The sequence below is a fragment of the Dyella sp. C9 genome (genome assembly GCF_003332825.1).
Lineage (GTDB): Bacteria > Pseudomonadota > Gammaproteobacteria > Xanthomonadales > Rhodanobacteraceae > Dyella.
Genome location: NZ_QIRF01000002.1, coordinates 254,973 through 276,364 on the forward strand (window position 1 = coordinate 254,973; position 21,392 = coordinate 276,364).

The following is a 21,392-nucleotide window of genomic DNA, read 5'->3' on the forward strand; positions in this document are numbered from 1 at the left end:
GAATCCTCCTCGTTTGGGTCCATCCAACTGCCGTCCATGGGGGCTTTCTGATAGTTTTACGAGCCTCCCAGCCGACAGACTGCCATCGTGACGCCCAAGCCGACTTCGCGCCACCTGCCCCCGCGCCGCCTGCTGGCGGTCGCTGCCGCACTTGCCCTGTTCGGCGGCCCGGTTGAAGCCCAGTCGGCCAGCGACCAGTTGAACACGGAGGCGCTGCCGCCGACGGCCTCTGGCCCCTCGAACCCATCGAACCCGACCAACAACACGCGGCCGCCGACACCCTACTGCCCGCTGGGCTCGTACCGCTGTGCGCCCAGGCCGATGAACTACTCGATGTGTCGGCCGAACGCGATGCTGGACTTCTACGACCCGACCATGAGCAAGGACAGCTCGGTCCGCGAGACGTCCAACACCTATGTAGTCGCCGAGCGCGTGGACAGCTCCAACCAGAGCGTCTACCACCTGGAAGGCAACGTGAAGATCGACCGTGCCGACCAGCGCATGCAGGCGGAAGTGGGCGACTACAACGACGACACCACCGACTACGACGTGCGCGGCAACGTGCGCTACCAGGAAGTCGGGCAGCTGGTCTCCGCCGACCATATGCGCGGCAACCAGGACGCCAGTACCGGCATCGCCGACAACGTCGCGTACCAGATGCTCACCAACCGGGGCAACGGTGTCGCCACGCAAGGCCAGATGCTGGACGACCAGCGCAGCCGTTACTTCAACGCCACCTACTCCACCTGCGATGTGGGCAACCACGTGTGGGAGATCCATGCCAAGGACATCCGCATGGACAAGGAGACCGGCGAGGGCGTGGCCAAGGACGCCACGATGTACCTCTACAACGTGCCGTTCTTCTGGCTGCCGACCTTCACCTTCCCGATCAACGACGATCGCAAGACCGGCTTCCTCACGCCGTCGGTCGGCAACTCCAGCGTATCGGGCTTCATCGTCAGCGCGCCGTACTACCTGAACCTGGCGCCCAACTATGACGCCACGCTGGATCCGCGCATCTACAGCGACCGTGGCGTGATGCTGGCCAGCGAGTTCCGCTATGTCGTGCCCAACAGCACCGGCCAGGTGAACTTCGAATTCCTGCCGAACGACCACGGCACCAGCGACCCGGACAGCACTGAGGACACCGACGGCAAGGACCGTTACCTGTTCAAGCTCAACGACCGCACGACCATCTACGGCCCATGGGTGTTCAACACCTCGATTAATCTCGCCTCAGACCGCAATTATCTGCGTGACTTCGGCAACGATCTTTACACCGCTTCGATCGGACAGCTCAGTTCCAGCGCCTACATCCAGGCCGGCGGCAAGTGGGGCAAGGCGTATTGGTACACGGCGTTCGGCGCCGATTACTATCAAAACGTCGACCCCTCGCTGCCCGACACCGTGGTGCAGTACAAGCGCTGGCCGCGCGCGCTGTTCAACGTGAGCTACCCGATCAACAGCTGGCTGGAGGTGGGCTCGAACGATGAAGCCGTGGCCTTCCGCAAGGAAAACGTGGTCGAAGGCAACCGCCTGGACCTCTATCCGTACATTTCGGCGGACTTCGAGGGCGCCGCCTGGTTCGTGCGTCCCAAGGTGGCATATCGCTACACCGCCTATGACCTGATCGACAATTACCAGCAATACGGCTACCAGGGCCTGCTGGCTAGTGGCCAGACCTCGCCATTCACCAGCAACTCGCCGAGCCGCTCGCTGCCGGTGGTCGACGTGGACAGCGGCCTGATCTTCGACCGCAGCACCTCGCTGTTCGGCACCTCGTACACGCAGACGCTCGAACCGCGCCTGTATTACCTGTATGTGCCCTACCGCAACCAGAACGACCTGCCGCTGTTCGACACCAACCTGATGTCGTTCGACACCTGGCAGCTGTTCACCACCAACACCTATTCCGGTGCTGACCGCCAGATCAACGCCAACAACCTGAGCGCGATGTTGACCACCCGCCTGCTGGACGACAACGGCGTGGAGCGCTTCACCGCCAGCCTGGGCCAGATCCGCTACTTCAACCAGCAGATGGTGCAGGTTCCCAACAGCAACAACACCGTGCCAGCGCCGACCGACTGGTCCGGCTCGGACTACGCGCTGGACATGACCACCCAGCTGAACGACGACTGGCGCCTCACCACTCAGTACCAGTGGAACCCCAACACCAAGCTGACCGATCTCGGGGCGATCTCGATCCAGAAGCGCTTCTTCGGCGACGGCATCATCAATTTCTCCTACCGTTACCGCCGCACCCCGGGCAGCACCACGGCCTTGCTGAACCAATACGACACTTCGGTGGTCTACCCGATCTCTGACCGCTGGCGCCTGATCGGCCGCTGGGCCTATTCGGTGCTCGACAAGAAGACCGTGGAGGCCCTGGCGGGCGTGGAGTACGACAGCTGCTGCGTGGCGCTGCGCCTGGTCGGGCGGCACTACGTGAACACCTACGACTACACCACCCAGCTGGGCTCGGCCAACACCGCCGTGATGCTCGAGGTCGAGTTCAAGGGCATGGGCGGGTTCAGCGGTCAGTCGGAAAACGCCATCCGCAATGGTATTCTTGGATTTCAATAACTTCCCTGTCGCCCTTGGCGATTCAAGGCCCCTGTCTGATGAAGCAGCCTTTTTCCCTGTTCCTGCTCGCGATTGCCGCAGCGACCGCCCTTCCCACCCATGCCCAGCTGCTGTCTCCCGCGGCCCAGGGGAATCAGTCGCTTGACCGCATCGTGGCGGTGGTGGACGAGGGGGTGATCCTGCAGAGCGAACTGGACGACGCCGTGCGCTCGGTCCAGCAGCAGTACGCCAGCAACCCCGGCCAGCTGCCGCCCCTGGACGTGCTGCGCCGCCAGGTGCTGGACCGCCTGATCCTGATGAAGCTGCAGGTGCAGCGTGCCGATGACCAAGGTATCCGCGTTTCCGACGCCGACGTCGACCAGGCCGTGAATGCGGTTGCCCAGCAGAACCACATGACCCCGGACCAGCTGCGCGCCGCCGTGGAACAGAGCGGTTCGAGCTTTGTCGCGTTCCGCCGCCAGCTGTCCGACCAGTTGGTGGTGCAGCGCCTGCACGACAGCGTGGTGCACGATCAGGTCACCATTACTGACAGCGAAATCAACAACATGCTGAACAGCCCGTCCTACAAGGCGGGTGAGGTGCACCTGGCCCACATCCAGATCAGTCTGCCCAGCGGCGCCAACGCCGGCGACATCAAGGCGGCCCAGGACAAGGCCACCCAGGCCATGGACGCCATCAAGGGCGGCATGGACTTCCACGCCGCAGCCATTCGCTACTCCGACGCCCAGGACGCCCTGGACGGCGGCGACCTGGGCTGGCGCCGCATGGACGAGATCCCCCCGGCCTTCGCCGATGCGGTGGGCGGCATGAAGCCGGGCGACGTCACCCCGGCGATGCGCGGTCCCACCGGCTTCCACATCCTCAAGCTGATCGAGCAGCGCGCGCCGAGCCGCCAGGTGGTGCAGGAATTCCATGCCCGCCAGATCCTGATCCGGCCGAGCGAGCTGTTGACGCAGGAGCAGGCCCACCAGAAGGCCGAGGACCTGTACAACCGCATCGTTAACAAGCATGAGGACTTTGCCGCCCTGGCCAAGGAAAACTCCAAGGACGACACCACCGCCAACAACGGTGGCGACATGGGCTGGTTCCAGCAGAACGACTGGGGCACCACCATCTCCCAGCATCTGGCCGAGCTGAAGGACGACCAGGTCTCACAGCCGTTCCAGAGCGAGGTGGGCTGGCACATCCTGCAACGCCTTGGCACCCGCCAGAGCGACCGCACGGATGAAATGGAGCGCAACCAGGCCCGCCAGGCCATCGGCAACCGCAAGGCCGAGCAGGCATACGAGGACTACCTGCGCGAAATGCGCTCCAGCGCCTATGTGAACATCCTGGTGCCTGAGCTGCGCGATCCCAACGAGCAGCAGCAGGGCAACAAGTCCTCCTGAGGCCGCGTGAACGCCCACGCCCTACCCCGTCTGGCTGTCACCGCAGGTGAGCCGGCGGGGATCGGCCCCGAGTTGCTGATCCGATTGGCCGCCAGTCCCCTGGCGGCCAATTTCATTGCGCTGACCGATCGCGACCTGTTGCAACGCGCCGCCCGTCGCTGTGGCCAGCCAATCGAGCTGATCGACGATGACGGCCGCCCGCTGATGCAGCGTGCGCCCGGCCAATTGCGGATCCACCATATCCCGCTGGCCGTGCCGGAGCAGCCTGGCCAACCTGACCCCCGCAACGCGGGGCACGTACTGGCAACCCTGGCCGAGGCCGCCGACGGCTGCCTGGCCGGCCGCTATGACGCGGTGGTCACCGCCCCGTTGCAGAAGGCCTCGATCAACGAAGCCGGCATCCCCTTCAGCGGCCACACCGAGTTCTTCGCCGAGCGGGCCCGTGCCGACGTGGTGATGATGCTGGCCAGCCCGGAACTGCGGGTGGCGCTGGCCACCACCCACCTACCGCTCTCGGCCGTACCCGCCGCCATCCAGCGCGAGAGCCTCGAACGCGTGCTGCGCATCGTCCACGACGAACTGCGCGCCAAGTTCGGCCTGGCCCGGCCCCGCATTGCCGTGCTCGGGCTCAACCCGCACGCCGGCGAGGGCGGCCACCTCGGCCGCGAAGAGCTCGACACCATCATTCCGCTGCTCGACACGCTGCGCGCCGAGGGCATGCAGCTGCTGGGCCCGCTACCTGCCGACACCGCCTTCGTGCCCGGCCAGCGCGAGCGCTACGACGCCGTGCTCGCCATGTACCACGACCAGGCCCTGCCCGTGCTCAAGAGCGAGGCCTTCGACCGCACCGTCAACCTCACCCTGGGCCTGCCCTTCATCCGCACCTCGGTCGATCATGGCACTGCGCTGGATCTGGCCGGGACCGGCCGCGGCGATCCGTCCAGTCTGCTCGCCGCGGCCCGCATGGCGCTTGACCTGATCGGTCGCCGTGCGCTCGCAGGACCCGGCGCCGCCTGATGGCGCGCCCCTTCACGCATCCACTCTCTTTTGCCGTGTCTACACCATGACTGCCCGCCCCAAGAAAAGCTTCGGCCAGCACTTCCTGCATGAAAAGCGCTACATCGAGCGCATCGTCAGCGCGATTTCACCGCGCCCGGACGATTTCGTGGTCGAGATCGGTCCCGGCGAGGGAGCACTGACCCTGCCGCTGCTCGCTGCGGCCGGCAAGCTCACCGCGATCGAGCTGGACACCGACCTGATCCCGGGCCTGCAAGCCCGGGCGGCCAGCGTCGGAGAGCTCAGCATCATCCACTCCGATGTGCTCAAGGTGGACTTCACCGCACTGGCTCATCGTCACGGCGTGGAGCGCCTGCGCATCGCGGGCAACCTGCCGTACTACATCTCCAGTCCCATCCTGTTTCATTGCGTCGAGCATGCCCACGCAATCCAGGACATGCACTTCATGCTGCAGAAGGAAGTGGTCGACCGCATGGCGGCCGAACCCGGCAGCAAGGTGTATGGACGGCTGTCGGTGATGCTGCAACTGGCCTGCCGTGTGGAGCCCCTGTTCGTGGTGCCGCCCGGTGCCTTCCGTCCGCCGCCGAAGGTGGATTCGGCCGTGGTGCGCCTGGTTCCGCTGGGGCCGGAACAGTTGCCGAAGGCTGATCCGGATCGCATCCACACCATCGTGAAGGCCGCCTTCGCGCAGCGCCGCAAGACGCTGGGCAATGCACTGAAACACGTGATGAGCACCGAGGCGATCCTCGCTGCCGACGTGGATCCCAAGGCACGCGCCGAAACACTCTCGCCCCAGGACTACGTGCGTCTCGCCAGCGTCACCGCCGAGTGACGCGTCAGCGGCGTTTTCGCGGCCGGGCTTGATTCAGGACATGGCACGCAAGCTTCCCCCATGCGGCGCGACAACCCGTACAATCGGGGCATGAACGAAAGATCTTCCTACACGATCGACGTGCAGGTCGAACCCCGCTTTGTCCCCGACCAATCCCGTCCCGGCGACAACCGCTACGTTTTCGCCTACACGATCACCCTGCATAACGCAGGAGATGTTCCCGCACGCCTGCTGACCCGCCATTGGATCATCACCGACGCCAACGGCAAGGTGGAGGAAGTGACTGGCGAAGGCGTCGTCGGTGAGCAGCCGTGGATCCGTCCCGGCGATGAATACGAATACACCTCCGGTGCGGTACTGGAGACCTCGGTGGGCGTGATGCAGGGCAGCTACCAGATGCTGGCCGACGACGGCACCCACTTCGAGGCGCCGATTCCGCCCTTCACGCTATCCATTCCGCGTACGCTGCACTGATGGCTACGTATGCAATCGGCGATGTGCAGGGCTGCCATCCCGAACTCCAACGCCTGCTCGACAAGCTCCGCTTCGATCCCGCCAGCGACCGCCTGTGGTTCTGTGGCGACCTGGTCAATCGCGGCGGCAAGTCGCTCGATACGCTGCGCCTGATCCACAGCCTGCGTGAGTACTCGATCGTCACCCTCGGCAACCACGACCTGAGCCTGCTGGCGATCGCCCAGCGGCGGCCGGAAGCACAGTCCAAGGTGAACCCCGAGCTGCGCGAAGTACTGTTCGCGGACGACGCGCCGGTACTGCTCGAATGGTTGCGCTCGCAGAAGCTGCTACACCACGACGAGCAGCTCAACTGGACCATGGTGCATGCCGGCCTGGCCCCCTCGTGGACGCTGCGCCAGGCCCAGCGCTCGGCGCAGGAGATCGAGCGCGAACTGGGCAGTCCGCGGCACCCGCGCCTGCTGAAGAACCTGTTCGGCAACCGCCCGGCCGCATGGAACAGCCGGCTGCAGGGCATCGAGCGCATGCGCGCCTCGATCAACACGCTGACGCGCATGCGCTACTGCGACGTGCAGGGCCGCATCGATTTCGAGAGCAAGGGCATCCCCGGCACGCAGAAGCCGGGCATGTACCCCTGGTTCGAAGTGCCCGGCATGCGTCGGCGCGAAACGCGCATCGTATGCGGCCACTGGTCGGCCCTGGGCCGTTTCGCCGGCATGGGCGTGTACGCCATCGACACCGGTTGCGTGTGGGGCGGCCAGCTCACCGCGCTGCGCCTGGACTGCGAAGAGCCGCAGTACATCACGGTCGACGCAGAGCCCTACCGCAAGCGCGTACCCGGCGGCGACTGAAGCCTCGCCCCACCTATGCGCGATCCGCTTCGCGCGGATCGTGCTCGCTTGTTTGCAGAACATGCCGGGGAGATGCCCACGCGCCGCGCGCTGACGACAACTCCGGTCGCGTACAGGGTGCGCCTCTACAATGAGTAGCGACGATCAAAAAAAACCCCGCCAAGGCGGGGTTTTCTTTTGGGTGATCAGCTCAACTGACCGTGGCAGTGCTTGTACTTCTTCCCAGAGCCGCACGGGCAGGGATCGTTGCGGCCAACGCGCGGCCCCTCGTTGGAGCTGGACGGCAGCGGCGCAGCCATGCTGCTGGCGGCCACGGCCTCGGCGTCCGCACCCAGCGCCGCCACCGGCGCGCCGCCACCGCTGGCCAGCATCTGGCGCTGCAGGCGTTCGGCGAGGCGCTGCTGTTCGGCTTCCATCGCAGCGACTTCTTCCTCGCTGCGCACGCGCACGCGAGCCAGCATCTGCACGACCTCGGTCTTGATGCGCTCGAGCATGCTCGAGAACAGTTCGAACGACTCGCGCTTGAACTCCTGCTTGGGCTGCTTCTGGGCATAGCCGCGCAGGTAGATGCCCTGGCGCAGGTAATCCATGCTAGCCAGGTGCTCCTTCCAGGCGTTGTCCACCACGCTCAGCGTGATGTGCTTCTCGAGCTGGCGCATGGTCTCGGGGCCCATCTGCTGTTCCTTGGCCTTGAACAGCTGCTCGACCGCCTCGCGCACGTGCTCGAGGATCGCCTTGTCGTCGATCTCGCTCTGCTGCTCGATCCAATGCTTCAGCTCCAGCGACAGGCCGAACTCGCTTTCCAGCTCGCGATCGAGGCCGGCGATGTCCCACTGCTCGTCGACGCTGTCGGCAGGCACGTGGCGACGCACCACTTCGGTAACCACGTCGTCGCGGATGTCGGCGATGGTCTCCGAGACGTCGTCCACTTCCAGCAGCTCATCACGCTGGCTGTAGATCACCTTGCGCTGGTCGTTGGCGACGTCGTCGAACTCCAGCAAGTGCTTGCGGATATCGAAGTTGTGCTGCTCGACCTTGCGCTGCGCCTTCTCGATCTGGCGGCTGACCATGCGGTCTTCCAGCGCGTCCTCTTCCTTCATGCCGAACATGCGCATCCAGCGGCCAACCCAGTCGCCAGCAAAGATGCGCAACAGGTTGTCTTCGAGCGAGAGGTAGAAACGCGAGGAACCCGGGTCACCCTGACGACCGGAGCGACCGCGCAGCTGGTTGTCGATACGGCGCGACTCATGGCGTTCGGTGCCCACGATGTGCAGGCCACCCGAGGAGAGCACCTGCTCGTGGCGCTTCTTCCAGTCGGCCTTGACCTTGGCGCGATCGGCATCGCTGCTGCCTTCCGGCAGCGCGGCGAGTGCTGCCTCCAGGCTGCCGCCCAGCACGATGTCGGTACCGCGGCCGGCCATGTTGGTGGCGATGGTCACCGAACCGGGCGCGCCCGCCTGGGCGACGATATGCGCCTCGCGCTCGTGCTGCTTGGCGTTGAGCACCTCATGCGCGATCTTTTCCTTGCGCAGCAGGCCTGACAGCAGCTCGGACACCTCGATCGAGGTGGTACCCACCAGCACCGGCTGGCCACGCTTGTTGCAGTCCTTGATGTCCTCGATCACGGCGCGGTACTTGGCCTGCTGGCCAAGGAAGACCATGTCGGGGTTGTCCTGGCGGATCATCGGCTTGTGGGTGGGGATCACCACCACTTCCAGGCCGTAGATCTGCTGGAACTCGTACGCTTCCGTGTCGGCCGTACCGGTCATGCCGGCCAGCTTCTTGTACATGCGGAACAGGTTCTGGAAGGTGATCGTGGCCAGCGTCTGGTTCTCGCGCTGGATCGGCACGCCTTCCTTCGCTTCCACCGCCTGGTGCAGGCCATCCGACCAGCGGCGGCCCGCCAGCGTACGACCGGTGAATTCGTCGACGATCACCACCTCGCCGTCGCGGACGATGTAGTCCACGTCGCGGTGATAGATCGCGTTGGCACGCAGCGCGGCATTGAGGTGATGCACCACGGCCAGGTTCTTGGAGTCGTACAGGCCACTGTCGGCGTCGATCACGCCGGCCTGGCGCAGCAGTTCGTCGGCGTGCGACATGCCCTCTTCGGAGAGGTGCACCTGCTTCTGCTTCTCGTCGACGAAGTAATCGCCGGCGGAGTCTTCCTTCTCCTGGCGGATCATCTTCGGGACGATCTTGTTCACCGCGATGTAGAGCTGCGGGGAGTCTTCCGCCGGACCGGAAATGATGAGCGGCGTACGGGCCTCATCGATGAGGATGGAGTCCACTTCGTCGACGATGGCGTAGTGCAGGCCGCGCTGGTAGCGCTGGTCCTTGCTGAGCGCCATGTTGTCGCGCAGGTAGTCGAAGCCGAATTCGTTGTTGGTGCCGTAGGTGATGTCCGCGGCGTAGGCGGCATGCTTCTCCGAGTGGTCCATGCCCGGCCAGACCACACCGGTGGTCAGGCCCAGGAAGCCGTAGAGCTTGCCCATTTGCGCGGAGTCGCGTCGGGCAAGGTAATCGTTGACCGTCACGACGTGGACGCCCTTGCCTTCCAGCGCATTGAGGTAGACCGGCAGCGTACCGACCAGGGTCTTGCCTTCGCCCGTGCGCATTTCGGCGATGCGCCCCGAATGCAACACCATGCCGCCGATCATCTGCACGTCGTAATGGCGCATGCCGAGCACGCGCTTGGCGCCTTCGCGCACGACCGCGAAGGCCTCCGGCAGCAGCTTGTCCAGCGTTTCGCCACCGGCGATGCGCTGCTTGAACTCGTCGGTCTTGGCGCGCAGCGCCTCGTCGCTCAGCTTCTCGAACTCGGGTTCCAGCGCATTGATGCGCGCGACATTCTTGGAGAGCTGGCGCAGCACGCGTTCGTTGCGGCTACCGAAAAGGCTCGTCAGGGCACGGTTGAGCATCGATCTTCCGGATCAGGGATTCATGAGCCGCCCACCCGGGAAATCCGGGCAGGACGAAAGGATTGATGATACTAGGGTCGGCGGGCTATCCCAAACGCTGCGGCGCCAGGTCATTTAGCCTCCTGGCACGCCCTGCCGGCATGGGCCGCCACGGCTGATCCCCCCGGATCATCGTCCCGGGCAAGGTGTGGCGGCGCGCGGCAAGCCTTTCAAGGGTGGCCTCGGCCCGCCGATCAGCGGTGGTTCTTGACGAAGGCCAGCGGATTGACCACGCGGCCCAGGTACCAGACCTCGAAGTGCACGTGCGAGCCAGTGGACCGGCCGGTGGAGCCGGCCTCGGAAATCACGTCACCCACGTGCACCCGCTGGCCCGGACGAACCTCCAGCTTGCTGTTGTGGGCGTAGCGGGTCATGTAGCCGTTGCCATGGTCGATCTCGATGACCTCGCCATAACCGCTGCGCTCGCCGGCGTAGGTGACCATGCCCTCGGCCACGGCATGCACCGGCGTGCCCTTGGGCGCGGAGATGTCCAGGCCGGTGTGATAGGCGCTATGCCCACTGAACGGATCGGGGCGACCACCGAAATACGAGGAGATGTAGCCGTCCACCGGCATCCCGGTGGGCTTGAGATTGGATTCGATCTTGGCATCCAGCAACAGGCTCTGCAGCGCCGAGAGCTGGGCCTGCTGGCTGTCGAACTGGTTGGCCAGCTGGTTGATGCTGCTGTCCAGGGTCTGCGGCAGCGCGTAGCCGCCATCGGAACCCGCTTCCACACCACCGACTGCCGGCGGCTCGTCGAAATTGAACTCGCCATCGTCCAGCTTGCCGACCTGGGTGAGGCGCTCGCCGAGCGCATTGAGCCGGGTCGATTGTGCCTGCAGTTGGCCAAGCTTCACGGCCAGGGCGTCGATGTCACGCTGGGCGTCCTTGCGCACGCCGGCCAGCTGCTGGTCCTGCACCTGCACCTGCTCCCGCAGGCGTTTGATTTCGCTCAGCGCCCGGTCGTGCGGGCTGGCCACCACCATGGCCACGGCACCCCCGAGTCCTGCACAGCCAAGTACCGCAGCCGCCGCCAGGCCGAACAGACGCGCGCGAAGTCGCGGGTCGGCGAGATTCAGGGTTTTCGGCACCTTTTTGGTGCGGGACACAAGTATGATTTGCATGTCTTTATTACGTCAGAAGATGTCGGCATCCATGCAGCGCGACGCTCCACCACCCTCTCGCCGCACCGGTTCCGGACTCAAGGCCATCACCGAATTCGGCCCCATTGCCTCACTGGCCCGTAAAGCCCGTGAGCTGGAAGCGTTGGATCGCGCACTGCGCCAGACGTTACCGTCACCACTCCGCGAGCAGGTTCGCTTCGCCAACCTGCAAGACGGCCGCCTTGTATTTCTGGCTCCTTCGCCGGCCTTGGCCGCCAGGCTGCGTCTTCTCCAGACGCAAATCCTCACGACCGCACGCGCCATTGGCACGTACGCCAGTTCAGTCACCGTGAAAGTGGCCCCCCCTTCACCGACAGAAACCGTGCCGGATCGGTCCAAACCGCTTTCGAAAGCCGCCGCCTCTCACCTGAGAGTCGCCGCGGCCTCAACCACAGACCCCGAATTGCGGGAACTGTTCCTTGAGCTGGCGTCCGTCGCCGAAGTTTCTGATTCCCGGGCCGACGAAACCGACTGACGCCAGTCGCCTGCCCCCACCGCGGTACTTCCCCCACACCGTCCCGGAGGACGGCGCTCATGGGTTTATACCATGCCCCCACGACCCTGACAGACGCTGATGTCATCAGTACGTGAACAGCTGCCGATGGAAGGCGCGAGGTATATCACAAAAAGAACGGCCGCGTCGCCAGGACGCGGCCGTTCAGTTTGTTCAGGCAGGATGCGGGCTTAGCCGACCTGGTCTATCTCAGATCGCCTGAGCCGGGTGGGCGTAGGAGATCGGGGCGGTGGCCGGATCGTCGGCGAAGCTGACTTCTTCCCAGGCGGTGGCGTCGGCCATCAGGGTGCGCAGCAGCTTGTTGTTGAGCTCGTGGCCCGACTTGTGCGCGTAGTAGGCGCCGATCAGGCTGTGGCCCAGCAGGTAGAGGTCGCCGATCGCGTCGAGGATCTTGTGCTTGACGAACTCGTCCTCGTAACGGAGGCCGTCTTCGTTGAGCACGCGGTAGTCGTCGAGCACCACGGCGTTGTCCATCGAGCCGCCGAGGGCCAGGTTGTGCTCGCGCAGCATCTCGATGTCGCGCATGAAGCCGAAGGTACGCGCGCGGCTCACTTCCTTCACGAACGAGGTGGTGGAGAAGTCGATCTCCGCCTTCGAGGTGCGCTTGCTGATGATCGGATGGTTGAACTCGATCGAGAAGCCGACCTTGAAGCCTTCGAACGGCTCAAAGCTGGCCCACTTATCGCCTTCCTGCACCTTGATCGGCTTCTTGATGCGGATGAAGCGCTTGGCGACGTTCTGTTCCTCGATGCCTGCAGACTGCAGCAGGAACACGAACGGGCCCGCGCTGCCGTCCATGATCGGCACTTCGGGCGCGGAGAGGTCGACATAGGCGTTGTCGATGCCCAGGCCCGCCATCGCGGAGAGCAGATGCTCCACCGTGGAGACTCGCACGTCACCGTTCACCAGCGTGGTGGAGAGACGCGTGTCGCCGACGTTGTCGGGGCGAGCCGGAATGTCGACCGGCGGGTTGAGATCGGTACGGCGGAACACGATGCCCGTATTCGGGGCAGCGGGGCGAAGCGTCATGTACACCTTGTCGCCGGTATGCAGACCGACGCCCGTGGCGCGAATGATGTTCTTGAGCGTACGCTGCTTGATCATTTTTTTGGTACCTGTAAGGGGCAGCAGCCAAATTAGGGGACGGATGCTAACACAGTCTTAACCTGTGAAAAGGCAAACCGTTCCACACACCCTGCATACCCTTTCATGTTCCTTTCATTCATGAATGCGTTCCATTCATGGGTATACAGAAATTTTCCTAATTACTTCAACAATTTAACGCAGACTCGGCGTCCCGCCACCGGGACGGGATTCCGGTAGCGGAACGCCGGACAGGCCAGATTCTCTTCCGGCCAGTCATGCGTCATCCCTGAGGCACGTCGTTGAAGCCCTGTACGTACTCAAGAACGAACGCCGGTCGGCGTCAGCCTGACCCTTCCACCCAACGGCGGTGAGGCCCATCGGTGCACCTCCGCCAGGGCGGATTCGTGCGCGATTTGTCACTGACAAGTGAAACCGGCGTTTTGTTCAATTTTTCTTCAAATTATTTGTCCTGTCAGCAATCTCAGTCGGCCTGGCGACGCAGGAAGGCCGGAATGTCGAGATAGTCGAAGCTGGGATCGGCACTCTTGGCCGTGCTGCTGGCCTCGACGCGGCTGGTGACAGACTCCGGCTGGGCGTAGTCGACCACTTCATTGCCGGTGCCCGTGCGAAGCACAACGGGGCGCGGACGCTGGCGCATTTCCACCTGCTGGGTGACGACCGGACGCACCGGCTGGCGGGCCGCCGCACGGTTCAGGCCGGTGGCCACGACGGTGACGCGAACGTCATCCTGCATTTCCGGGTCGAGCGAGGTGCCCATTACCACGGTTGCATCTTCACTGGCGAAGTCATGGATGATGCGACCGATCTCGTCAAATTCGCGCATGGTCAGGTTCGGACCGGCGGTGACGTTGACCAGGATGCCGCAGGCGCCGTTCAGGTTGACGTCTTCCAGCAGCGGGTTGTTGATGGCAGCCTCGGCGGCGGCCTGGGCACGGTCGTCGCCACGGGCGGTGCCCGAGCCCATCATCGCCATGCCCATCTCGGACATCACGGTGCGCACGTCGGCGAAGTCGACGTTGATCAGGCCGGGGGCGGTGATCAGGTCGGCAATGCCCTGCACGGCGCCCTGCAGCACGTCATTGGCAGCCTTGAAGGCGTTGAGCAAGGTCACTTCGCGGCCGAGCACCGACAGCAGCTTCTCGTTCGGCACGGTGATCAGGGAGTCGACGTGCTGGGAGAGGTCCTCGATACCCTTCATCGCCACCTGCATGCGGCGACGGCCCTCGAACGGGAACGGCTTGGTGACCACCGCCACGGTGAGGATGCCCTTTTCCTTGGCCAGCTGGGCCACCACGGGAGCGGCGCCCGTACCGGTGCCACCGCCCATGCCGGCGGTGATGAACACCATGTCTGCGCCCTCGAGCATCTCTTCGATGCGCTCGCGGTCTTCCAGCGCGGCCTGGCGGCCCACTTCGGGGTTTGCACCGGCGCCCAGGCCCTTGGTCACGTTGGCACCCAGCTGCAGGTGCGTACGCGAACCGCAGCTCTTCATGGCCTGCGAGTCGGTGTTGGCGACGACGAATTCGACGCCTTCGATGTTTGCATTAAGCATGTGCGCCACGGCGTTGCCGCCGCCACCGCCCACGCCGATGACCTTGATTACTGCATTCGGTGCGAGTTTTTCGATCAGTTCAAACATTTCCCGTCCTCCGTAGAGCATCGTTGTCGTTGTATCCGCGGGTGTCGACGTTCCAGTCGCCCCTTGGTGGCGGACGAACATCCATTCGTCCATGGCGGGGCCTCCTGCCCCACCCAAAATCAGAAGTTCTTGGTGATCCAGCCGCGCAGTTTGTCGACCAGGCCGCCCACGCTGCCGCCGGAGGGGCCGCTCACGCGCATGCCGCCGGTGCGCGAGCCATGCAGCAGCAGGCCCACGCCGGTGGAATGCAGCGGATTGGAGACGACCTCGCCCAGGCCCGAGACGTGCTGCGGCACGCCGATGCGTACCATCTTGTGGAAGATCTCCTCGGCCAGTTCCAGCGCGCCTTCCATGCGCGAGGCACCACCGGTGAGCACCACGCCGGCCGCCACCAGGCTCTCGTAGCCGGAGCGGCGCAGCTCGTCCTGCACCATCTCGAAGATTTCCTCGTAGCGCGCCTGCACCGACTGCGCCAGCGACTGGCGCGCCAGGCGGCGCGGCGGGCGATCGCCCACGCTCGGCACCTGGATGGTTTCCTCGGCATGGGCCAGCTGTGCCAGCGCGCAGGCGTACTTGATCTTGATTTCCTCGGCATGCGCGGTCGGCGTATGCACGCCGTAGGCAATGTCGTTGGTCACCTGGTCGCCACCCACCGGCAGCGACTTGGTGTAGCGGATCGCACCCTGCGTATAGATGGAGATGTCGGTGGTGCCGGCGCCGATGTCGACCAGGCACACGCCCAGCTCACGCTCGTCATCGGTCAGCACCGACTTGGCGCTGGCCACGGCCGACGGCACCAGCTCATCCACGGTGAGACCGCAGCGCTGGATGCACTTGGAGATGTTCTGCACGGCTGCTGCGGCGCCAGTCACCAGGTGCACGCTCGCCTCCAGGCGCACGCCGCTCATGCCCACCGGCGAGCGGATGCCGTCCTGGCCGTCGATGCGGTACTCCTGCGACTCCTTGTAGAGCACCTTGCGGTCGGCCGGGATCGCCACGGCACTGGCGGCTTCCAGCACCTGGTCGAGGTCGCCCGGGGTCACTTCGCGGTCACGGATGGCCGCGGTGCCATGCGAGTTCTTGGTCTCCAGGTGGCTGCCGGAGATCGAGGCATAGACCGAGCGGATGTCGCAGCCGGCCATCAGCTCGGCCTCTTCGACGGCGCGCTGGATGGAGTGCACGGTGGACTCGATGTCCACTACCGAGCCGCGCTTCATGCCGCGCGAGACGTGTGTGCCGATACCGATCACTTCGATCGGCTCACCCGGCTCGTACTCGCCTACGATCGCCACCACTTTCGAGGTGCCGATATCCAGGCCTACCACCAGTTGCTTGTCGTTCTTGGTCTTCATGTGCGGGGTGAGCCTCCAGCGTTCACGGTATTCGCCTGGGGCGGCCATCGAACGGCAAATCCATTGGTGTAACGAAGATCGGCATAGGCGAAGCCATCAGTGTGGCCCGCCATCAGCTGCGGATAGACATCCAGGAAACGGCGCAGGCGGCGACCGGCCTGCTCGCGATCGCCCAGGATGATCTGCGCGCCGTTGCTGGTGGTAAGGCTCCAGCTGCCACGCTCGGTGAGCGAGACGCCGGTGATTTTCAGGTGCGTATTGGTGAATGCCTTCTGCGTCTCGGCATAGAAGCTCACGACTTCGGCCAGGCGCGAATCGGGACCACGCAGGTCCGGCAGGTCACCGCTGGTCGACAGGTCGGGCACCTCGAACACGAGACCCTGGCGGCTGATCAGCTGCTTCTCGTTCCAACGCGCAAACGGCTGTCGCTCGTAGATGCGCAGCACCAGGGTGTCCGGCCAGCGCTTGCGCGCCTCCACCGACTCCACCCACGGCAATGCAGCCACGGCCTTCTGCACGCCATCGAGGTCGAGCGCGAAGAACCCCTTGCCGAGGCGCGGCATGACGACGGCACGGAGCTCGTCCTCCGTCACATGCTTGAACTCGGCCTGCACCGTCAACTGGGTCACCGGCCAGCGATTGGCCGCAAACCATCCGCGCAGCACGCCGACGATCGGCAGCGCCACGAGCGCGATGGCCAGAACCCAGGCAACGAGGCGGATGGTTCCCCTCACACGTCCTCCCGGAAGCTCGTTTCCAGCACGCGCCAGCACAGGGTCTGGTAATCAATGCCCGCCACCGCCGCGGCCTTGGGCACCAGCGAATGCGAGGTCATGCCCGGCGCGGTATTGACTTCCAGCAGCCAGTTGCGGCCTTGCTTGTCGCGCATGATGTCGACGCGGCCCCAGCCGGAGCAGGCCAGCGCATCGAACGCGCGCAGGGCCAGCGCCTGCATCTCGCGCTCGTCGTCGCCGTGCAGGCCCGGGCAGATGTACTGCGTGTCTTCGGCGATGTACTTGGCGTTGTAGTCGTAGTACTCGCCCTTGGGCACGATGTTGATGGTGGCCAGCACCTGGCGGTCGAGGATGCCGACGGTGTATTCGCCGCCCTCGATCAGGGTCTCCATCAGCATGTCGCCCGGATAGCTCTGGGCGAGCGCCACGGCGGCGTCCAGGTCTTCTTCCTTGAACACGCGGGTGACGCCCACGCTGGAACCTTCCCAGGCCGGCTTCACGATCAGCGGAAAGCCGATCTCGCGGGCGGCGGCGTGCACGTCGGCACCGCGCGGCAGCGCCTTGAACTTGGGCGTGGGCAGGCCCAGCGCCTGCCACACCAGCTTGGCGCGGATCTTGTCCAGCGACAGCGCCGAACCCAGCACGCCCGAGCCGGTGAACGGCACGCGCAGCGACTGCAGCGCTCCCTGCAGCTCGCCGTTCTCGCCGCCGCCGCCGTGCAGGATGTTGAACACGCGGGCAAAATGGCCGGCGCGCACGGCGTCCAGCAGGGCCGGGATGCCGTCGATGGCATGCGCGTCCACGCCGCGCGCCTGCAGCGCGGCAAGCACGTTGCGGCCCGAGTCGAGTGACACCTCGCGCTCGGCCGAACTGCCGCCCATCACCACGGCGACGCGGCCAAACTGTGCGGGATCGGTAATCGTCTTGCTCATGCTTTGCTCGTCTTCAGTTGACCGGCCTGGGCCAGTTCCACCGCCGCCGCGCCAATGTCGCCGGCGCCCAGCAGCAGCAACAGATCGCCGTCGCGCAGCAGCGCGGGCAGCGTGTCCTTAAGTTCACGGGGATGCTCGATCAGCACCGGGTCGACCTTGCCGCGCGCACGCACGGCGCGCGCCAGCGCACGTCCGTCGGCACCGGCGATCGGTGCTTCGCCGGCTGGATAGACGTCCGTCAGCACCAGCACGTCGGCTTCGGCCAGCACGTTGGCGAAGTCGTCCAGCAAGTCACGCGTACGGCTGTAGCGATGCGGCTGGAAGCCGACCACCAGGCGGCGATCCGGCCAGCCGCCGCGCGCCGCGGCAAACACGGCAGCGAGCTCGCGCGGGTGATGGCCGTAATCGTCCACCAGCAGCGCCGTGCCATGGTCGAGCGCGATCTCGCCGCGCCGATGGAAGCGGCGACCCACGCCCTGGAAGCCCTGCAGCGCATGGGCAATCGCTTCGGCCTCGACGCCCAGCTGCCAACCGATGGTGGCGGCGGCCAGTGCGTTGAGCACGTTGTGGCGGCCCGGCAGGTTGAGCTTGACGTGCAGCGCCTCGCTGCGGCCCGGCAGCCACAGGTCGAAATGCATCTCAAAGCCATGCTGCGAAAGATTGTTCGCGCGCACGTCGGCGTCCGGCGTATCGATGCCGTAGGTCATCACGCGGCGCGTGGTGGACCTGGCCAGCTCGGCCACTTCCGGATCGTCCACGCACAACACGGCCAGGCCGTAGAACGGCAGGCGGTGCAGGAAATCGCCGAAGGCCTTCTTCACCAGCGCGAAGTCGCCCTGGTAGTTCTCCAGGTGATCCGCGTCGATATTGGTAACCACGGCGATCACCGGCGACAGCATCAGGAACGAGCCGTCCGATTCGTCCGCCTCGGCGACGATGTACTGGCCGGTACCCAGGCGGGCATTGGCGCCGGCCGCGTTGAGCTGGCCGCCGATCACGAAGGTCGGGTCGTAGTTGGCCTCGGCCAGCACACTGGCGACCAGGCTGGTGGTGGTGGTCTTGCCGTGCGTGCCGGCGATGGCGATGCCCCGGCGGAAGCGCATCAGCTCACCGAGCATCTCGGCGCGCGGCACCACCGGGATGCGCGCGGCGCGAGCGGCGACCAGCTCCGGATTGTCGGCGTGGATCGCGCTGGAGGTCACCACGACGTCGGCGTCGCCGATGTTTTCGGCAGCGTGGCCGACGTGCACCTCGATGCCCAGCGCCGCCAGCCGCTGTGCGGTCGGCGAGTTGGAGCGATCGGAACCGGAGACGGCATAGCCCAGGTTGTGCAGCACCTCGGCGATGCCGCTCATGCCCACGCCACCGATGCCGATGAAATGCACGCGGCGGAAGGTGGTCATCAAATCCTCGTGGGCGAGCAGGCGACGCGGCGTCATGCGGCCACCTCCAGGCAGGCGCGGGCGATCACCGCGGCCGCATCGGGCTTGGCCAGCGAACGGGCGGCTTCGCCCATCGCCACCAGGCGCTCGCGGTCATCCAGCAACGCTTCGAGGCGCTGCGCCAACTGCTGTACGTCCAGATCCTTCTCCTGAATCAATTCGGCCGCATGCGCGGCGACCAGCGCCTCGGCATTGCGGGTCTGGTGGTCATCCACCGCATACGGGAACGGCACGAGCACCGCGCCGAGACCGGCGGCGGTGAGTTCGGCCAGGGTGAGTGCGCCGGCACGGCACACCGCGAGGTCGGCCCAGGCATAGGTGCCGGCCATGTCCTCGATGAAAGGCACGATCTGCGCTTCGACGCCGGCCTTGGCATAGGCCGCGCGTGCCTCGTCGATGCCACGGTTGCCGCACTGGTGCAGCACTTCCGGACGCGAGGCCGGCGAGATCAGTGCCAGCGCCTGCGGCAACGCAAGATTCAATGCACGCGCGCCCAGGCTGCCCCCAAGCACCAGCAGGCGCGGGCGGCCATGATGCGTGGCCATGCGCTCGCGCGGCGGCGGCAGCGCGGCAATGGCGCCTCGCACCGGATTGCCCACCCACTCCGCTCCAGGAAGCGCGCCGCTGAAACCGGCCAGCACGCGCTGGGCATGCGTGGCGAGCTTGCGATTGGTGAAGCCGGCGACGCGGTTCTGTTCGTGCACCAGCAACGGGCAACCGGTAAGGCGCGCCGCCACGCCGCCGGGGCCAGCCACGTAGCCGCCCATCGACAGCACGCTGCGCGGCTTGATCCTGCGCAGCGCGGACAACGAGGCGAGCAAGGCGCGCGCCAGCATCAGCGGCGCAAGCAGGCGGGTCTTGAGACCCTTGCCGCGCAGGCCGCCCACCGGCACGGTGACCAGGTCGATGCCGTGCGCCGGCACCACCTTGGTCTCCATGCCGCCCTCGGCGCCCAGCCACACCACCGGCACGCCCTGTGCGCGCAGCGCCTCGGCGACCGCGAGGCCGGGGAAGATGTGGCCGCCGGTGCCGCCGGCCATGATCAGCACGGGAGCGGCGGCGCTCATGCGGTCGCCGCCTCGCGCGAAGGCGCACCGGCCACCGCCGGGTTGGCATCCGGCACGGCGTTGGCGGGGATGCGCGCGGCCATCTGGCGCGCGTCGATCGCCCGGTTGATCTCATAGGTGGTACGCAACAGCACGCCGGCCATCGCGCAGGTGAGCACGATGGACGAGCCGCCGTAGCTGATCAGCGGCAGGGTCAGGCCCTTGGTGGGCAGCGCCCCCAGGTTCACGCCGATCGACACCATGGTCTGCGCGCCCAGCAACAGCGAGATGCCGCAGGCCACGAAGCCGGCGAAGCGCTGGCCCATCTCCAGGCCCTTCATGCCCATGTACAGGCCACGGCCCACGGCCAGCGCGAACAGGCCCATCACGAACAGGATGCCCGCCAGGCCCAGTTCCTCGGAGATCACCGCGAAGATGAAGTCGGTGTGCGCTTCGGGCAGGTAGGACAGCTTGAGCACGCTCGAACCCAGGCCCACGCCGGTCCATTCGCCGCGCCCGCTCGCCATCAGCGACTGGGTGAGCTGGAAGCCGTCGTTGAACGGATCGGCCCACGGGTCGATGAACGAGGTGAGGCGACGCATGCGGTAGGGCTCGAACTTGGCCACGAACCACAGCAGCGCCACCACCGGCAGACCCATGCCACCGAGGTACACCGGCTTGGCGCCGCCCAGCCAGATCATGCCGATGGTCACCGCGATCATCAGCGTGGCCGAACCGAAGTCGGGCTGGAGCAGCAACAGCACGACGAAGCCGCCCGCCACCACGATCGGCTTGAACAGGCCCCAGAAGCTGGTCTCCACGCTCTCGCGGTGACGCACCAGGTAGCTGGCCGTGTAGACCACCAGGATCAACTTCACGGCCTCGACCGGCTGGAAGCTGGTGATAAGGAAGTTGAGCCATCGGCGCGCGCCGTTGATGCGCATGCCGATGCCGGGCACGAACACCATCAGCAACAGCAGCACGGCGCCGCCCAGCAGCAGGTAGGCGTTCTTCTCCATCAGCTTCAGCTCGGTGCGCATGGCGATACCCGCCAGCACCAAGCCGATGCCAAGGAACAGCAGGTGGCGCTTGAGGAAGTAGAACGCCCCGATGTGCTGACTTTCCGCCACCGCGATGGAGCTGGAAGCCACCATCACCACGCCGACGCACGCCAGACCGACGAGACCGATCACCAGCGGCATGTCGAAGCTGCCGCGGGGTCCTTGTCGTCGCTTGGCCTGGGTGGCGTCAAACATTTGCTCGGTTCCCTCGCAGGGAATAGGGAATAGAGAATAGGGAGTAGAACAAGGCGGGCGCGCCGAGGCGCAGCGCGGGTCCGCTCTTCCTATTCACTATTCCCA

General features: G+C 65.6%; 17 protein-coding genes. 7 read left to right on the forward strand and 10 right to left on the reverse strand.

Going from position 1 to position 21,392, the window contains the following annotated elements; all coding sequences use genetic code 11:
• Positions 1-87 precede the first annotated feature (87 nt).
• The 6 genes from DVU99_RS03515 to DVU99_RS03540 all read left to right on the forward strand — a co-directional run bounded on the left by DVU99_RS03515 (position 88) and on the right by DVU99_RS03540 (position 7,142).
• Complete coding sequence (locus DVU99_RS03515) at positions 88-2,583, forward strand: LPS-assembly protein LptD (protein ID WP_114238812.1); 2,496 nt, start codon at positions 88-90, stop codon at positions 2,581-2,583.
• A gap of 38 nt (positions 2,584-2,621) precedes the next feature.
• Entirely contained in the window at positions 2,622-3,971 is a 1,350-nt protein-coding gene (locus DVU99_RS03520) for a peptidylprolyl isomerase (protein WP_114238813.1), read from the forward strand.
• 6 nt (positions 3,972-3,977) lie between these two features.
• Positions 3,978-4,988 (forward strand): 4-hydroxythreonine-4-phosphate dehydrogenase PdxA, encoded by a 1,011-nt coding sequence (gene pdxA, locus DVU99_RS03525; protein ID WP_114238814.1) that lies wholly within the window; start codon positions 3,978-3,980, stop codon positions 4,986-4,988.
• A gap of 46 nt (positions 4,989-5,034) precedes the next feature.
• A complete protein-coding gene (gene rsmA, locus DVU99_RS03530) occupies positions 5,035-5,820 on the forward strand; it encodes a 16S rRNA (adenine(1518)-N(6)/adenine(1519)-N(6))-dimethyltransferase RsmA (RefSeq protein ID WP_114238815.1) in 786 nt (261 codons plus the stop codon).
• 90 nt (positions 5,821-5,910) lie between these two features.
• Positions 5,911-6,294: a Co2+/Mg2+ efflux protein ApaG gene (gene apaG, locus DVU99_RS03535; RefSeq protein WP_114239051.1), complete on the forward strand. Its 384-nt coding sequence runs from the start codon at positions 5,911-5,913 to the stop codon at positions 6,292-6,294.
• Positions 6,294-7,142 (forward strand): symmetrical bis(5'-nucleosyl)-tetraphosphatase, encoded by an 849-nt coding sequence (locus DVU99_RS03540; protein WP_114238816.1) that lies wholly within the window; start codon positions 6,294-6,296, stop codon positions 7,140-7,142. Before apaG ends, DVU99_RS03540 begins: the two co-directional genes overlap by 1 nt.
• Before the next feature lie 185 nt (positions 7,143-7,327).
• Here DVU99_RS03540 and secA read toward each other — a convergent pair whose 3' ends face one another.
• Both secA and DVU99_RS03550 read right to left on the reverse strand, forming a co-directional pair.
• Positions 7,328-10,063, reverse strand: coding sequence for a preprotein translocase subunit SecA (gene secA / locus DVU99_RS03545; RefSeq protein ID WP_114238817.1), 2,736 nt, complete (start codon positions 10,061-10,063; stop codon positions 7,328-7,330).
• 233 nt (positions 10,064-10,296) lie between these two features.
• Entirely contained in the window at positions 10,297-11,226 is a 930-nt protein-coding gene (locus DVU99_RS03550; protein ID WP_114238818.1) for a M23 family metallopeptidase, read from the reverse strand.
• On the opposite strand from DVU99_RS03550, the gene DVU99_RS03555 reads away from it, so the two are divergent.
• Positions 11,225-11,740, forward strand: coding sequence for a DUF721 domain-containing protein (locus DVU99_RS03555; RefSeq protein WP_232823429.1), 516 nt, complete (start codon positions 11,225-11,227; stop codon positions 11,738-11,740). The genes DVU99_RS03550 and DVU99_RS03555 overlap by 2 nt on opposite strands.
• Positions 11,741-11,968: 228 nt before the next feature.
• Here DVU99_RS03555 and lpxC read toward each other — a convergent pair whose 3' ends face one another.
• The 8 genes from lpxC to ftsW form a co-directional block, all read right to left on the reverse strand.
• Positions 11,969-12,883, reverse strand: a complete 915-nt coding sequence (lpxC, locus tag DVU99_RS03560) for a UDP-3-O-acyl-N-acetylglucosamine deacetylase (protein ID WP_114238819.1) — start codon at positions 12,881-12,883, stop codon at positions 11,969-11,971.
• 463 nt (positions 12,884-13,346) lie between these two features.
• Positions 13,347-14,525: a cell division protein FtsZ gene (gene ftsZ, locus DVU99_RS03565; RefSeq protein ID WP_114238820.1), complete on the reverse strand. Its 1,179-nt coding sequence runs from the start codon at positions 14,523-14,525 to the stop codon at positions 13,347-13,349.
• Positions 14,526-14,644: 119 nt separating this feature from the next.
• Entirely contained in the window at positions 14,645-15,877 is a 1,233-nt protein-coding gene (gene ftsA / locus DVU99_RS03570) for a cell division protein FtsA (RefSeq protein WP_114238821.1), read from the reverse strand.
• On the reverse strand, positions 15,874-16,611 hold the full coding sequence (locus DVU99_RS03575) for a cell division protein FtsQ/DivIB (protein WP_114238822.1): 738 nt from the start codon (positions 16,609-16,611) through the stop codon (positions 15,874-15,876). The genes ftsA and DVU99_RS03575 overlap by 4 nt, the downstream gene beginning before the upstream one ends.
• Positions 16,608-17,543 (reverse strand): D-alanine--D-alanine ligase, encoded by a 936-nt coding sequence (locus tag DVU99_RS03580; RefSeq protein ID WP_114238823.1) that lies wholly within the window; start codon positions 17,541-17,543, stop codon positions 16,608-16,610. The genes DVU99_RS03575 and DVU99_RS03580 overlap by 4 nt, the downstream gene beginning before the upstream one ends.
• The gene (gene murC, locus DVU99_RS03585; protein ID WP_114238824.1) at positions 17,540-18,982 is read right to left on the reverse strand and encodes a UDP-N-acetylmuramate--L-alanine ligase; all 1,443 of its coding nucleotides are present in this window, start codon (positions 18,980-18,982) and stop codon (positions 17,540-17,542) included. The genes DVU99_RS03580 and murC overlap by 4 nt, the downstream gene beginning before the upstream one ends.
• Positions 18,979-20,052, reverse strand: coding sequence for an undecaprenyldiphospho-muramoylpentapeptide beta-N-acetylglucosaminyltransferase (gene murG / locus DVU99_RS03590; RefSeq protein WP_114238825.1), 1,074 nt, complete (start codon positions 20,050-20,052; stop codon positions 18,979-18,981). Before murG ends, murC begins: the two co-directional genes overlap by 4 nt.
• Positions 20,049-21,287: a putative lipid II flippase FtsW gene (gene ftsW, locus DVU99_RS03595; RefSeq protein WP_114238826.1), complete on the reverse strand. Its 1,239-nt coding sequence runs from the start codon at positions 21,285-21,287 to the stop codon at positions 20,049-20,051. The genes murG and ftsW overlap by 4 nt, the downstream gene beginning before the upstream one ends.
• Positions 21,288-21,392: the final 105 nt, after the last annotated feature.

What these genes read in the sequence shown, in the direction of transcription:
- DVU99_RS03520 (WP_114238813.1), top strand. Translation starts at nt 2,622, where the DNA reads ATGAAGCAGCCTTTTTCCCTGTTCCTGCTCGCGATTGCCGCAGCGACC.
- rsmA (WP_114238815.1), top strand. Translation starts at nt 5,035, where the DNA reads ATGACTGCCCGCCCCAAGAAAAGCTTCGGCCAGCACTTCCTGCATGAA.
- apaG (WP_114239051.1), top strand. Translation starts at nt 5,911, where the DNA reads ATGAACGAAAGATCTTCCTACACGATCGACGTGCAGGTCGAACCCCGC.
- DVU99_RS03540 (WP_114238816.1), top strand. Translation starts at nt 6,294, where the DNA reads ATGGCTACGTATGCAATCGGCGATGTGCAGGGCTGCCATCCCGAACTC.
- secA (WP_114238817.1), bottom strand. Translation starts at nt 10,063, where the DNA reads ATGCTCAACCGTGCCCTGACGAGCCTTTTCGGTAGCCGCAACGAACGC.
- DVU99_RS03555 (WP_232823429.1), top strand. Translation starts at nt 11,225, where the DNA reads ATGTCTTTATTACGTCAGAAGATGTCGGCATCCATGCAGCGCGACGCT.
- DVU99_RS03550 (WP_114238818.1), bottom strand. Translation starts at nt 11,226, where the DNA reads ATGCAAATCATACTTGTGTCCCGCACCAAAAAGGTGCCGAAAACCCTG.
- lpxC (WP_114238819.1), bottom strand. Translation starts at nt 12,883, where the DNA reads ATGATCAAGCAGCGTACGCTCAAGAACATCATTCGCGCCACGGGCGTC.
- ftsZ (WP_114238820.1), bottom strand. Translation starts at nt 14,525, where the DNA reads ATGTTTGAACTGATCGAAAAACTCGCACCGAATGCAGTAATCAAGGTC.
- ftsA (WP_114238821.1), bottom strand. Translation starts at nt 15,877, where the DNA reads ATGAAGACCAAGAACGACAAGCAACTGGTGGTAGGCCTGGATATCGGC.
- DVU99_RS03580 (WP_114238823.1), bottom strand. Translation starts at nt 17,543, where the DNA reads ATGAGCAAGACGATTACCGATCCCGCACAGTTTGGCCGCGTCGCCGTG.
- murC (WP_114238824.1), bottom strand. Translation starts at nt 18,982, where the DNA reads ATGACGCCGCGTCGCCTGCTCGCCCACGAGGATTTGATGACCACCTTC.
- murG (WP_114238825.1), bottom strand. Translation starts at nt 20,052, where the DNA reads ATGAGCGCCGCCGCTCCCGTGCTGATCATGGCCGGCGGCACCGGCGGC.
- ftsW (WP_114238826.1), bottom strand. Translation starts at nt 21,287, where the DNA reads ATGTTTGACGCCACCCAGGCCAAGCGACGACAAGGACCCCGCGGCAGC.